The sequence below is a fragment of the Aliikangiella maris genome (genome assembly GCF_040719265.1).
Classification (GTDB): Bacteria; Pseudomonadota; Gammaproteobacteria; order Enterobacterales; family Kangiellaceae; genus Aliikangiella; species Aliikangiella maris.
In genome coordinates, this window is the sequence record NZ_JBFDAH010000001.1 from 1 (window position 1) to 13,099 (window position 13,099).

A 13,099-nucleotide genomic window follows, 5' to 3' on the forward strand; every position below is an offset into this window, starting at 1 on the left:
GATAAACAATGGGGTAAACTGGGTCAAGGGGGCGTGATTGCCATTCCACAACTTGCTCTATCACTGCGTTAGTTACTCGAGATATCAAAGAGGCTGAGACCTCAGCCCCATACATTTCTTCAAAGGATTTGACGATTTCTCGGGTACTCAAACCTTGTGAATACAGGTGGAGTATTTTGTCATCCATTGAGGTAAAGCGCGTTTGATGCTTCTTAACTAATTCCGGTTCAAAGTTACCTTGACGGTCTCGGGGGGTGTTTAATTCAAACTGACCATCTTCCGTTCGAATCGTTTTGGAAGAATAGCCATTACGGCTATTGCTAGACTGGCTTTTACTATTTTTCTCATAACCAAGGTGTTCATCGAGCTCAGCATTTAATGCTGCCTCGACCGTTACCTTAGTAAGTACTTTTCGGAATTCATTCAAATCATGCTCTGATTTGATGCCTTTGGCCATTTCTTTGCCAAACTTTTCTAACTCTTTTTTATCTATCATTTGCCTATCTCTCCTATAATAAGGATACTAAAGATAGGCAGTTACACAAAATAATTTATAGTCTCATTTCCGCACCTAATTACCAAAGCGGAAAAATTCAAAATCTTACAGCTACTACTGATGGCATAATGTTCATAATGGATACAGGGCTTCCTGATAATTGTAAAGATACTCCATATGGTTGGATGTTGATCAAACAAGAGCATACTGCAATTATATCAACAGTTTTAGCGGCTTGGGCTTCGGATAACAAGTCGGGTACTGCATATACTTCAGGTCGTTCAGGTGGAACAGGTTATTGTATTGTAAATCAGTTTAATCCAGTCAATTAGTATTACAAGTGGCATTATGCAAAACTAAGAACTAGACAGACAAAGATCATGCTATGCCACTACTAAACTCTCACCTACTAAATTCTCACCACTCGTTACTCCTTGCTCACCTACTCAATACTCACCACTCGTTACTCGCCACTCATCTACTCATCATTTTAATTGATGGCTGTCCCCGTTCAGTTTTCATATTCAAACAAACTTTTTCTATAACTAATTCTATGGATGTCTTTTTCTGGTTAACTAAAACAATTAATTTGTTGCCTCTGTTCATTGGCAACTTTAAGACAGTTGACAATATCAACTAACTGTTTAGCTGTTTTGCCATCAAGCTTACTTAAAGGAAAGTCAGATTCAGTACTGTACCAATCTAACGATTGGTTAAATATTTTAACATTCTCTTTTTTCAATGTTTGTGTAATTTGGTCAATATTTTTTAAACCTTCATTTGGAATAAATTGAATTACTATTCCTCCTATTGGTAATGAGTTTTCAAATACGGCATCAGATGGTCGTTCCTCTAATTGACAACTAACAGTAACCAATAAAATTAAAGATATTAAAAAACGGATAGCCACATCAATATTATTGTATCGGCCAGAACCAAATTGTCGCCTTTTCATAATGTTCTCCATCTCTCCAGTTAAATTCGAACCAAGTTGAAAACTTTGTTAGCCGGTTAATATTCCATAAATCAATATGATCACCTTGATTATTTTCTCCGTAATAATCTTTAAAAAATATTATTCCTTTTTTACCATAAATCTTTTTAAATCCTTCAGATGCTTTAAACTCAATTATTCTATTAAATGGAGAAAATGAGCTTTTTAACCATTTTGCTAATTCTTCTGCTCTTAATATATGTGAAGGTTTATGTCCATGCCAGCAACGAACGCCTTTAAAACTTTTCAAATCAACCCCCGCCTTTTCTAGACTGACTCCCAATCGAATAGCACATTGATTTGTAAATGCCCTCGCGCCATTAGTAAGACAGGGTGCATCATCTGAAAATATTGACGCGCTTACTGTTGGGTGATTATCCCATAATTCTTTGAATTTCATTTTGTTTTTTTACCTTTATCGCTATTCAAACTCCTTATGTGGGATGATTGTACTGCAAACATTTACAAAATTCACTTTATAGTGACTACTTAACTTATATTTTACAGATTGAAATCATCCACATTTATATTATGGTTAATAGTATCTAAGTAAATTGATGGCTGTCCCCGTTCAGTTTTTTCAAATACTATGAAAATTAAGACTAATACCAAAATCAAAATTAACCAATTAGAACCATACTGGTTAAATAGAAGAAATGTTAAAACTATAAGAACATTTCTTACTATCGCACCACTTGATAATCTTAATTCTATATCACATGCTTCACATTTAATTTCACCCAAAACACTTGTGATTTCCCACATTAATGTCGAACCATTCAATCCTTTTCAGCCAAATTAACATGATCATTCAATTCTTCTTTATAACGTGAATTCGGGAAACTTAATTTTTCTGTAGAANTGCGAATCAATGAACCCACAACAGAGTATACCTTGTTGTGCTTTTTTGAGTTGCCTTACCCATTTATCCATGGTTGATTTACCAACCCCCATGGCGATAGCTGCTTCACGAATTGAATAACCTTTTTCTGTGACTAATTGCGCAGCTTCTAAACGAAATTCGGCTGTAAAAGTTGGTCTGTTTCTTTTGTTCATTCTGTCACCTATTTTATTCACGAGGTATAATAGCACCTCTTGTTAGGTGGCCAAAATTAGTATGCCACTACAGGGTAACAAAGAGATTCCATCTTACTTTTTCAAACAAGAAAATTCTAAATATGTAAGTGCCATACTTTTTTCAAATGCGGCGACCATTACTACATTTAATCGTATGGGCAAGCTTGCTGGTTTAGGTAGTAGTCGGGTAAAAATGCTTCGTCAGGGAATGAAAGCTCATCCAGAACCATCATCGTTTTCAGCAATGCCTTTCGTATGTGATGTTGATGATGAAAATTATGAAGAAGCTTGGGGGGATGGAGTTGTTATGTACCATAATCCATTTGCTCTTTATCCCGTAGATCCTGATATGTTTCCTGATATATCTCACATTATTTATGATCCGAATACTGACGACTTTATGGCTATACCAAATCCTAATGAAGTTTTTTCATCAACGACAATGGTTATCACAGAAACAAAGGAAGATACTGAAGAATAGTTAGAAAGATTTTATATTTACCGTCTTTTTCTTTTCCTTCTAACTTCCGCCGCAAACTGATGGGCAAAAAAGTTGGATTTAGCATGAGTTTCATTTAGCTCAACTTATCCCTAGCGGGGTTCTTTGTTTTTCTTCGGGTGAGGTGGGTTTTGTGTTATTCGTCATTGTCATCATCCTCATGAACAAAGCTGCCGTCAGGTGCGGTTTTTCCTGATACTAAATCTTTGGGTTCGTCTTTGGCCTTACGGTTTTTAAAGACCTGCTTTTTTGCCCATTCAGCAATTTCTTTATCGCTCATTGGTTTATCTTTTTTCTTTTCATTGATATCGACTATCTTGCTCATGCTTTAAAGCCTTTTGTATAAAAAATCACCATGCTTGTATAGATAGAGCTGAGGTGGTGGTTTGATAAGAACTAAACCAAATAACTGACTGACAGTATCGGCTATTTTAGCATGGGAGAGAATGGTTCCGATAATAGCTCAAAAAGCCATACTTTCATCTTTAGATAGAGTTTTTATTGTTAACTGAGATTGTTTTTAACACGATTTTTCAAGTTTTATAATAATTGATAAAACTGTGAACAATCCCAAATTCACGACCTTCATAGTTTGGTAGGGCTGCCTCATATTATGGCATAATAAGGGGAGAGCCGTGAATTTTGAGTGGGATGAAAACAAAAACCAGACCAATATAAGGAAACATGGTATTGACTTTAGGGCTGCTTCTAAAGTTTTTAAAGATGCTAATTTTATTGTAAGCGAAGATACACGATATGATTATGATGAAAATCGATTTCAAATTATTGGTGCAGTAGATCCTCATGGTGTTTTGGTTGTAATTTATACAGAATGTTATGAAGACACAATTAGGCTCATTTCAGCTCGTAAAGCAGATAAGAGAGAACGACGTTTATATCAACAAAGTAATTCATGGTGATGCGATGACGATTAAAAAATATACGCAAGAAGAACTTGAAAATTTGGAAGATAGATCTGATATCGAGCGTCTTAGAAACATGACCGAAGAAGAAATAGAAGAAGGTGCTAAATCAGATCCCGACAATCCGCCTTTAACCGAAGAAGAACTCAAGAAGTTTAAACGTCCTAGTGACGAATACCGTAAGAGGTTTCAAAGCGGTGACTAAATATACACAAAATGATATCAATAACATAGGTGATGGTAAGACAGATTGGAAGAAGGTAGAAAAGCTAACCGATGAAGATATTAGAAGAGCTGCTTTAGCTGATAAAGATGCACCTTTGATTTCTGATTGTGATGCCAACAAGTTTAAACCTAGAAAATTAATGCGCCATAAACTCGGCTTATAGTGTGCCACTGTATTAAGGGCAAGGTGCCCTTAATGTCATTTCAATTTCGATATTTTCCAATGATTTTTTTGCGGCAATTTGTTCAGCAGAACAAGGCTTGGTATTCACTATCCAGTTAAATACTTCTTTGTGTAGTACTTTAAGCTCTGTGGCAGTTTTTGTGGCTAATTCAAATCTTGTAATCAATCTCATTTTTACCTCCTGTATTGGAGGCCGTGACATTCACGACTTTTGATAAGGCCGAGGGATGCATTTGAGATTTAAGGCTCACACCGTTGGTCGTAACGTATGTGTAGAAGCTTTACGCTTGGTAAGGTTTAAAGCTTTATGCTTGGTTTGGAATTAGAAAAGGTATGAAATGTTTCGTCTTAAGAAATAGGAATGTAAAAAAGATGATGGGAGATTGGTTGAAGTAAAAACAACTGAGTTTTTAAGTATAAAAAGAGAAATGTTCTAAAAGGGAAAAGTCTTTCCTCTGCTGCAAACACTTTAAAAAAACATAAGTGTTTTCCGGCACCCCTTTCTAACGGGATTCCCGTAACGCCCTTTAAAATCCATTAGGTTACTTTTTTCAAAAGCAGGTTTTTAAGAATTTATTGTCCCCCCGCAGGGGAGGACACAGCGTAATCTGCGCGATTAAAAAATCAAGCCATCGTACTCACCCGTTCCCACTGGTAAAGCTGGTGTGCGTGCGGACTTGCGTGTGCTAGCTGGATTTTTTTCTCTAGGCGCAGCTTTAACGCTCAATCGATTCACTTGGGTTTTCTCTATCGCTTTTTCACAGGGGGGTTCAACCCCTGCGGGGGGAATGTGAAATTGAAGATTAAGGAGCCAAAGACTATGACACAGCCAAGAATTTATGTAGCGGATTTAGCAGCCTATAACAGTGGAGAACAAAAGCAACTACACCCCAGCTAAAAACTACATGCCTACTGGCTATTTTCCTCAGATTTGCTAAAATCTCGCTCCTTTTATGTATACGCCATTATTAACAAATTTGTGCCAGACTAGTGACACAAATAGTAACTTGTGAACCTCACTAACATGTCAACAGAATCAAACCTTAGAAGAACATTTGCTATTATCTCTCATCCGGATGCTGGTAAAACAACCATTACTGAAAAGCTCCTGTTATTGGGCCAGAAAATTCAGGAAGCTGGGACAGTTAAAGGCAAAAAGTCCGGTAAACATGCCACCTCTGATTGGATGGAAATGGAGAAACAACGGGGTATTTCGGTTACTACGTCTGTCATGCAATTTCCCTACAACGGACGAATTGTTAACCTCTTAGATACCCCCGGCCACGAAGATTTTTCTGAGGATACTTATCGTACTTTAACGGCAGTTGATTCGGCATTGATGGTGATTGACAGTAGTAAAGGGGTTGAGGATCGTACTATTAAGTTAATGGAAGTCTGTCGTCTGCGTGATACGCCAATCGTTACTTTTATGAATAAACTCGATCGGGATATTAAAGATCCGATTGAACTGATGGATGAAGTCGAAGAAGTCCTGAATATACAATGTGCACCCATAACCTGGCCTATTGGAATGGGGAAACAGTTTAAAGGGGTTTATCATATTCTCGAAGATAAGATCTATTTTTACTCAACAGGGCAAGGACATATCATACAAAAAGAAGACTGTATTGAAGGACTTGATAATCCGGAGCTTGATAAACGAATTGGTGCAATGGCGCAAGACTTACGGGATGAACTTGAGCTGGTTCTTGGTGCCAGTCATGAGTTTGAACTGGAAGCTTTTTTAAAAGGGCAGCTGACGCCCGTATTCTTTGGGACTGCATTAGGGAATTTTGGGGTGACACAAATGCTTAATGGATTTGTTAACTGGGCACCCGCGCCTTTGAGCCGACAATCGAACGAGCGCGAAGTTGAGTCTAACGAAGATCAGTTCAGTGGCTTTATTTTTAAGATTCAGGCCAATATGGATCCCGCGCATCGTGACCGGATTGCTTTTATGCGTATTGTTTCAGGTAAGTACGAAAAAGGTATGAAAATGAAACATGTACGTTTAAATCGAGATATTCAGGTTTCTAATGCGGTGACCTTTTTGGCTGGTGACCGGGCTAATCTTGAAACTGCTTACGCTGGCGATATTATCGGGTTGCATAATCATGGCACAATTCAAATCGGTGACACTTTTACTGCCGGTGAAATGCTTAAGTTTTCGGGCATTCCCAACTTTGCGCCAGAACTGTTTCGACGGGTAAGGTTAAAAGACCCACTTAAAAATAAAGCGTTACTCAAAGGGCTTATTCAACTATCGGAAGAGGGCGCAACCCAGGTTTTCAGGCCATTTCATTCTAATGAGCTGATTTTGGGTGCCGTGGGTGTACTTCAGTTTGATGTTGTAGCGCATCGTTTACAAGATGAATATAAGGTGAACTGCATTTTCGAGCCCGTTTCAATTCATACGGCACGTTGGATAATGTGCGATGATGAAAAAATGTTAGAACAATTTAAAAGCAAGGCAGATGATAATTTGTCTTTAGATGGTGGCGATAATTTAACCTATTTAGCACCTACAAGGGTTAATTTGAATTTAATGCAAGAGCGTTGGCCTGATATTCAATTTTGTGAAACACGAGAACACTAAACTACCTGCAAGTGGATTTAGTCAATAGCGAATAGGTAGATTATCTGAGGTAAATTAAAAGAAATACAAACTAATTAGTTTTAAATAGTTGTGCATATTATTAAATATTTTGCCAAAATTACCAATTAAACTAATTTTTGTATGTTTGTATGCGAAATGATTGAAATGTAAGTAAGTTTTTACAGATTAGTTAATTTTGTCGAGACAAAATAGTCTATTTATCTCACTAGAATTTGCTAAATTTAAAGAGTCAATCTACATTACAAACAGCAAATCATATTTCAATTTGAGATGTGATGGTTTTTAGGAAGTACATGACAGCCCAATTACAATTATTTGATTCACATTGCCACCTGGATTTTCCGCAGTTTGCGGGAAAAATTGATGCGTTGCTGCACAAGGCCGAAGAAAGCGGAATTTGTGGTATTTTAATACCCGGTGTTAAGCGTGAAGGATGGCGAGTTATTCGCCAAATTACTGCGCGTCATCGAATCTGCCATACAGCCTTGGGTCTTCATCCCATGTTTATCGATAGTCATCAGGAGAGCCATTTGCACGATCTAGAAATGGCCTTATCGGTGGGGCCTTTGGCTGCTGTCGGTGAAATTGGACTTGATTATTATAAATCTGATAGTAATCGTGATGAACAGCGAAAATACTTTCAAGCACAAATTGATATTGCAAAAACGGCACGATTACCCATTCTTTTACATGTGCGCAAAGCACATGATGAAGTGTTGCAAATGCTACGTAATAGCCATTTTAATTTGGGTGGTATTTGTCATGCGTTTAATGGCAGCGAATATCAAGCTGAGAAATATATTGAGCTTGGCTTTAAGTTGGGTTTTGGTGGTGCAATGACCTTTCCAAGGGCTGCAAAATTGAGAAAACTGGCAGCTACTTTACCCTTGGAGTCGATTGTGCTAGAAACTGATGCGCCAGATATGCTACCAATCACTTGTAAAATGCCATTTAATACACCACTTCATATTTTTGATAATTTTCGTTCATTGGTCGAGTTAAGACAGCAAAGCGGTGTACTGATTGCCAAACAAACTACCGCTAATGTTTTGTCGGTACTTAAGCTGGATAAATAGCCTCACCTCAAAGTCAAATCAAGATAAGCACTATGATACCGCTACTATACAAATAAAAATATTGGGCCTGTCTTGCAATAAAGCCCAACGCTGATGAATGCCCAAGCATAAATAAAATGTTCAGATTGTCATTATTATCGTTGTTGTGAATAGTAGATATCGGTCGCATTTCATGGTGTGAGGTATTTGCGATTTATTATCAATAGGTTAGACTTACTTTAGGCAACTAACCAATTTTTCAGTCTGGTTAACAAATTGAGAATTAACCCAAGGTAAAACTGATTTATGCTGAAAACTGCTCATTCAAAAACGGATATTGTCAGTATTTTAAGTCAATTAGAAAAAATGGAAATTATTGATGCAACACAAGCTAAGGAAGCATTGACTAAACTGCGTGCGTCAAAGCCGGTAGGTCATCCACTCAATCAAATCGGTTCTTTGAAAATTCGCTCTAAAATGCGCCGAAATCAAATTTTAACGGGTGAAGTTTTATCGGAATGGTTTGCTGAGTTACATCAATTACCTTATGTTCGCATCGATCCCTTAAAAATTAATGTGGATCAGGTTACCTCTGTGATGTCGAAAGCTTTTGCTATTCGTCATGATATTTTGGCGTGTGATGTGAATAAAAATGAAGTGGCCATTGCAGTAATAGACCCAGATGAACAAGGTTGGGAAGCCGGTTTAACACATATTTTACGTCGTCCAATCAAGCGAGTGTTTGCTAATCCTGAAACGGTGCGTCGCTTGCAGCACGAACTTTATAATTTAAGCCATTCAATTAAAGGCGCATCGGGCGAGTCTTTACAAAATCTAAAAGTTTCCAATTTAGAACAACTATTGGAAGTTGGTAAAGCAGGAGATATTGATGCAAATGACCAGCATGTTGTGCAAATTGTTGATTGGTTACTGCAATATGCATTTGCTGAACGGGCTAGTGATATTCATGTTGAGCCTAGGCGTGAAATGGCCAATATTCGCCTTAGAATTGATGGGGTACTACATCAGGTTTATGAAATGCCTGCTAATATTGCGGCAGCAGTCACGGCAAGATTTAAAATCCTGGGGCGAATGGATGTTGCTGAAAGACGCAAGCCATTAGACGGACGAATTAAAACCAAAACACCGAACGGTTTAGAAATCGAATTACGTCTTTCTACTTTGCCTACCGCATTTGGTGAAAAACTGGTCGCACGGATATTTGACCCAACGGTTTTGTTACGTGATTTTAAAGCGCTGGGCCTAGATCGACAGACTGAAAAAAGTTGGTTGCAAATGGCAAAGCAGTCAACTGGCATTGTGTTATTAACCGGACCTACAGGTTCGGGAAAAACGACCACTTTATATACCACGCTTAAGTTGATAGCCACTTCAGAAGTCAACGTTTGTACCATTGAAGATCCTATCGAAATGGTCGAGCCGTCATTTAATCAAATGCAGGTTCATCACGATATCCAGTTAGATTTTGCCAGTGGGATCAGAGCTTTACTACGACAAGATCCCGATATTATCATGATTGGAGAAATTCGAGATCGCGAAACGGCTGAAATGGCTATTCAAGCTTCGTTAACCGGACACTTGGTCATTTCAACCTTGCATACAAATGATGCGTCTTCAGCCATTACTCGCTTGCAGGATATTGGGGTACCGCCTTATTTGATTAACGCAACGCTGTTAGGGGTAATGGCCCAACGATTGGTACGAACTTTATGTCCTCATTGTAAGGTCGCTATTCAGCCTGATGAAGCGGGTTGGCGAGAATTAACTGTTGGTTTTAAAGTGCCATTACCCAAGTTAATGTTCGAGCCGGGTGGATGTGATGAATGTCGCCATTCTGGTTATTCGGGACGAGTGGGAATTTACGAATTGTTAGAGGTTGATAGTGATATCAAGGCATTAGTTTCTGAACAATGTGAAGTCGCGCCCATTAAACGCCAAGCACTCAAAAACGGGATGAAATTATTACGTATTAGTGGTGCTAAGAAAGTGATGGAAGGACAAACAACGATTGCTGAAGTGATGCGAGTGGCATCACCCGCGATGGAAGAGCTTTAAATTATTTTTTGATAGGACTTAATTAACAGAGCCGTTAATATCGGCGCTAATTAAGTCCTATATTTATTGAGTAAGAAGACTAAATATTTTCTAATTGCCGCTTTTGCTCGTTTAGTTTGCTGATTGCCTCACTCGCTTCTGCCAGCTTTTGTTTTTCTTTCGCAACAACATCTGCTGGCGCACGATCAACAAAGTTGGCATTTGACAGTTTACCTGCTAATCTGGCGTGATCTTTAGCTAATTTATCTAGTTCTTTTTCCAGCCTTGCCAGTTCGGCACTGACATCGATCAAACCTGCTAAAGGAACTAGCACTTCAAGGTGGCCAGCTAAGGCTGTTGATGCTGGTGGTGTTGTTTCCGATGCCGGTTGAATACTTTCAAGCTTTGCCAACGCAGAGATGAAGTTCAGGTTTTCAGTTAAACAGCGATGATCATTTTCTGTCATGTTTTTGAGTAAAACATTCACGGGTTTACCTTGTGAAATATTCAGCTCACCGCGAATATTTCTGACGCCAACAATCAGTTTTTTCAACCACTCTAAATCCTGTAAGGCTGTCTCGTCAATTAATGCCGAATCAAATTGTGGGAAAGAAGAAATCATAATTGACTGTTGCGAAGTATTTACCATTGGTACCAGACGTTGCCAGATTTCTTCGGTAACAAATGGAATCATAGGATGTAATAAACGCATCATCGTTTCTAAAACATTCACCAGCGTGTGCCGCGTGCCGCGTTTTTGTGCTTCATTATAGTTGTCGCTGTATAAAATAGGTTTAGATAGTTCTAAATACCAATCACAATAATCATTACGGCTAAACTCATAAAGTGCCTGTGTGGCTAGATCGAAACGGTATTCATTAATGTGTTTTTCAAACGCTTGAATACTATTTTGCAGGCGACTGATAATCCAACGATCGGCAAGGCTTAATTCAAACTCAGAGTTATCTTTACCGCAATCTTGATCTTCAGTATTCATTAAGACATAGCGCGCGGCGTTCCAAAGTTTGTTGCAGTAGTTGCGATAGCCCTCAACTCGACCTAAATCAAAGTTAATATCACGACTCGTTGAGGCCAATGCACAAAATGTCATTCTGAGTGCATCCGTTCCGTAAGCTTCGATACCTTGTGGATATTGGTCTCGTGTACGTGCTTCGATTTCTTCGGCGTCTTTAGGATTCATCATGCCACTGGTTCTTTTACTTACCAGTGTTTCCAAATCAACGCCATCAATCAAATCGATCGGGTCAAGTACATTGCCTTTTGACTTTGACATTTTATTGCCATGTTCATCACGGATTAAACCAGTAATGTAAATTTCGTTAAATGGCACTTTGTCAGTAAATTTGAGTGTCATCATTATCATTCTGGCAACCCAAAAGAAAATAATATCAAAGCCGGTAACTAATACGCTGGAGGGGACAAATTTTTCAAGCTCGGCTGTTTTTTCTGGCCAACCCATTGTAGCAAATGGCCATAAAGCCGAAGAAAACCAAGTGTCGAGTACATCATTATCCTGACGCAAAATGACTGAGTCAGCCAGTTGATGTTTTTCTCGAATCGCTTGTTCCGTTTTGCCAACATAAACTTTTCCCGTTTCATCATACCAAGCAGGAATGCGATGTCCCCACCAAAGTTGGCGGCTGATACACCAGTCTTGAATATTTTTCATCCAGTGAAAGTAAGTTTTATCCCAGTTTTCGGGAACAAACTTTACCTGGCCAGATTTGACTACATCTATGGCTGGTTTCGCTAAAGACTCTACCGCTACGTACCACTGATCGGTTAACAGTGGTTCGATGATATCGTTACTGCGATCACCTCGCGGAACCTTTAATGCATGATCAGCAATTTTTTCTAATAAGCCTGCTTGGTCAAATTCACCGACAATTTGTTTACGCGCATCAAATCGATTGAGTCCCTGATAGTTTTGTGGGAGGGAAAGGTCGATATCTGTTAATAGCTGTCCGTTGTAATCAAAAGCTTGTGCTGAGGGTAAAATATCAGCAGTGGGCGAGAGAATATTAATTAGCGGTAATTGGTGTCGCTTTCCGACTTCATAGTCATTGAAATCGTGAGCAGGCGTTATTTTTACACAGCCAGTTCCAAACTCTTTATCAACATAAGTGTCAGCAACAATGGGAATTTTACGATTGACCAGCGGTAACATGACAGATTTGCCAATCAAACTTTGGTAACGTTCATCTTCAGGATGAACGGCTACGGCGCTATCGCCTAGCATTGTTTCTGGACGTGTTGTTGCAACGACTAAATAATCTTTTCCATCGGCGGTTGTTGCGCCATCTGCAAGCGGATAGCGAAAGTGCCATAAAAAGCCTTTTTCATCGTGATTTTCAACTTCTAAATCAGACAGTGCCGATTGAAATTTAGGATCCCAGTTAACCAATCGTTTACCACGATAGATAATTCCTTCATCAAATAGCTGGATAAATACTTCCTGTACTGCATTGGACAAATCTTCATCCATTGTAAAGGCTTCACGTTGCCAGTCTGGTGAATCACCCAGCCGACGCATTTGTGCGGAAATGTTACCGCCCGAAGTTTCTTTCCATTCCCAGACTTTTGCGATAAATTCTTCGCGAGTAAAGTCTTGTCGCTTTTTTCCTTGCTGGTTAAGGATGCGCTCGACAACCATTTGGGTCGCAATACCGGCATGATCGGTACCGCATTGCCATAAGGTATCATCGCCTTTCATTCGATGATAACGAGTCAGCAAATCCATGATGGTATGCTGGAATGCATGTCCCATATGCAGGCTGCCAGTGACATTGGGTGGCGGAATCAAAATACAATAGGGGTCGCCTGTACCACTGGCTTGAAAATAATTGGCATCTTCCCAGGATTGATACCACTTTTGCTCAATATTCTGGGGAGTGTATGATTTTTCCATGATTGCAAAACTCGATAAGTTAATGGTTATTTAGTTAATAAAGGT

14 protein-coding genes and 1 pseudogene are annotated in these 13,099 nt (G+C 38.9%); 8 read left to right on the top strand and 7 right to left on the bottom strand.

Annotated features, from left to right (window positions below):
* Positions 1–493: transposase (locus tag ABVT42_RS00005; protein WP_367023312.1), on the bottom strand; the 493-nt coding region annotated here is incomplete at its 3' end.
* A 140-nt stretch (positions 494–633) separates the two neighbouring features.
* Between ABVT42_RS00005 and ABVT42_RS00010 the strand changes: the two genes are divergently transcribed.
* Positions 634–828, top strand: a complete 195-nt coding sequence (locus ABVT42_RS00010) for a hypothetical protein (protein ID WP_367023314.1) — start codon at positions 634–636, stop codon at positions 826–828.
* A 239-nt stretch (positions 829–1,067) separates the two neighbouring features.
* Here ABVT42_RS00010 and ABVT42_RS00015 read toward each other — a convergent pair whose 3' ends face one another.
* The 3 genes and pseudogenes from ABVT42_RS00015 to ABVT42_RS00025 all read right to left on the bottom strand — a co-directional run.
* Entirely contained in the window at positions 1,068–1,451 is a 384-nt protein-coding gene (locus ABVT42_RS00015) for a hypothetical protein (RefSeq protein WP_353898132.1), read from the bottom strand.
* Positions 1,414–1,890: a type VI secretion system amidase effector protein Tae4 gene (locus ABVT42_RS00020; protein WP_353898131.1), complete on the bottom strand. Its 477-nt coding sequence runs from the start codon at positions 1,888–1,890 to the stop codon at positions 1,414–1,416. The genes ABVT42_RS00015 and ABVT42_RS00020 overlap by 38 nt, the downstream gene beginning before the upstream one ends.
* 491 nt (positions 1,891–2,381) lie before the next feature.
* Positions 2,382–2,546: pseudogene (locus ABVT42_RS00025) on the bottom strand (transposase); the annotation flags it as partial.
* A gap of 61 nt (positions 2,547–2,607) precedes the next feature.
* Between ABVT42_RS00025 and ABVT42_RS00030 the strand changes: the two are divergent.
* A complete protein-coding gene (locus tag ABVT42_RS00030) occupies positions 2,608–3,048 on the top strand; it encodes a hypothetical protein (RefSeq protein ID WP_353873039.1) in 441 nt (146 codons plus the stop codon).
* Between the two features lie 154 nt (positions 3,049–3,202).
* Here the strand turns inward: ABVT42_RS00030 and ABVT42_RS00035 are convergent, their stop codons facing one another.
* On the bottom strand, positions 3,203–3,391 hold the full coding sequence (locus ABVT42_RS00035) for a hypothetical protein (protein ID WP_353873040.1): 189 nt from the start codon (positions 3,389–3,391) through the stop codon (positions 3,203–3,205).
* A gap of 310 nt (positions 3,392–3,701) precedes the next feature.
* Here ABVT42_RS00035 and ABVT42_RS00040 point away from each other — a divergent pair, with 310 nt between their 5' ends.
* Genes ABVT42_RS00040 through ABVT42_RS00050 form a run of 3 tightly spaced genes read left to right on the top strand, consistent with a single transcriptional unit; the run spans position 3,702 to position 4,378 of the window.
* On the top strand, positions 3,702–3,986 hold the full coding sequence (locus ABVT42_RS00040) for a BrnT family toxin (RefSeq protein ID WP_353873041.1): 285 nt from the start codon (positions 3,702–3,704) through the stop codon (positions 3,984–3,986).
* 4 nt (positions 3,987–3,990) lie between these two features.
* Positions 3,991–4,194: a hypothetical protein gene (locus tag ABVT42_RS00045; protein WP_353873042.1), complete on the top strand. Its 204-nt coding sequence runs from the start codon at positions 3,991–3,993 to the stop codon at positions 4,192–4,194.
* Positions 4,187–4,378 carry a hypothetical protein gene (locus tag ABVT42_RS00050; RefSeq protein WP_353873043.1) on the top strand — a complete coding sequence of 64 codons (192 nt, stop codon included), beginning with the start codon at positions 4,187–4,189 and terminating at the stop codon, positions 4,376–4,378. The genes ABVT42_RS00045 and ABVT42_RS00050 overlap by 8 nt, the downstream gene beginning before the upstream one ends.
* Positions 4,379–4,390: 12 nt before the next feature.
* On the opposite strand, the gene ABVT42_RS00055 is transcribed toward ABVT42_RS00050, so the two are convergent.
* On the bottom strand, positions 4,391–4,570 hold the full coding sequence (locus ABVT42_RS00055; protein WP_353873044.1) for a hypothetical protein: 180 nt from the start codon (positions 4,568–4,570) through the stop codon (positions 4,391–4,393).
* A gap of 852 nt (positions 4,571–5,422) precedes the next feature.
* Here ABVT42_RS00055 and prfC point away from each other — a divergent pair.
* The 3 genes from prfC to tfpB all read left to right on the top strand — a co-directional run bounded on the left by prfC (position 5,423) and on the right by tfpB (position 10,146).
* Positions 5,423–6,994 (top strand): peptide chain release factor 3, encoded by a 1,572-nt coding sequence (gene prfC, locus ABVT42_RS00060; RefSeq protein WP_353873045.1) that lies wholly within the window; start codon positions 5,423–5,425, stop codon positions 6,992–6,994.
* Positions 6,995–7,308: 314 nt separating this feature from the next.
* Complete coding sequence (locus tag ABVT42_RS00065; RefSeq protein WP_353873046.1) at positions 7,309–8,091, top strand: TatD family hydrolase; 783 nt, start codon at positions 7,309–7,311, stop codon at positions 8,089–8,091.
* A gap of 285 nt (positions 8,092–8,376) precedes the next feature.
* Positions 8,377–10,146, top strand: coding sequence for a type IV pilus assembly ATPase TfpB (tfpB, locus tag ABVT42_RS00070; RefSeq protein ID WP_353873047.1), 1,770 nt, complete (start codon positions 8,377–8,379; stop codon positions 10,144–10,146).
* 79 nt (positions 10,147–10,225) lie between these two features.
* On the opposite strand, the gene ABVT42_RS00075 is transcribed toward tfpB, so the two are convergent.
* Positions 10,226–13,054, bottom strand: coding sequence for a valine--tRNA ligase (locus tag ABVT42_RS00075; RefSeq protein ID WP_353873048.1), 2,829 nt, complete (start codon positions 13,052–13,054; stop codon positions 10,226–10,228).
* Between the last annotated feature and the right edge of the window lie 45 nt (positions 13,055–13,099).

Excerpts from the sequence above, each read along its gene's own strand:
- tfpB (WP_353873047.1), top strand. The coding sequence starts at position 8,377 with ATGCTGAAAACTGCTCATTCAAAAACGGATATTGTCAGTATTTTAAGT.
- ABVT42_RS00035 (WP_353873040.1), bottom strand. The coding sequence starts at position 3,391 with ATGAGCAAGATAGTCGATATCAATGAAAAGAAAAAAGATAAACCAATG.
- ABVT42_RS00065 (WP_353873046.1), top strand. The coding sequence starts at position 7,309 with ATGACAGCCCAATTACAATTATTTGATTCACATTGCCACCTGGATTTT.
- ABVT42_RS00010 (WP_367023314.1), top strand. The coding sequence starts at position 634 with ATGGATACAGGGCTTCCTGATAATTGTAAAGATACTCCATATGGTTGG.
- ABVT42_RS00020 (WP_353898131.1), bottom strand. The coding sequence starts at position 1,890 with ATGAAATTCAAAGAATTATGGGATAATCACCCAACAGTAAGCGCGTCA.
- ABVT42_RS00075 (WP_353873048.1), bottom strand. The coding sequence starts at position 13,054 with ATGGAAAAATCATACACTCCCCAGAATATTGAGCAAAAGTGGTATCAA.
- prfC (WP_353873045.1), top strand. The coding sequence starts at position 5,423 with ATGTCAACAGAATCAAACCTTAGAAGAACATTTGCTATTATCTCTCAT.
- ABVT42_RS00045 (WP_353873042.1), top strand. The coding sequence starts at position 3,991 with ATGACGATTAAAAAATATACGCAAGAAGAACTTGAAAATTTGGAAGAT.
- ABVT42_RS00015 (WP_353898132.1), bottom strand. The coding sequence starts at position 1,451 with ATGAAAAGGCGACAATTTGGTTCTGGCCGATACAATAATATTGATGTG.
- ABVT42_RS00055 (WP_353873044.1), bottom strand. The coding sequence starts at position 4,570 with ATGAGATTGATTACAAGATTTGAATTAGCCACAAAAACTGCCACAGAG.
- ABVT42_RS00030 (WP_353873039.1), top strand. The coding sequence starts at position 2,608 with ATGCCACTACAGGGTAACAAAGAGATTCCATCTTACTTTTTCAAACAA.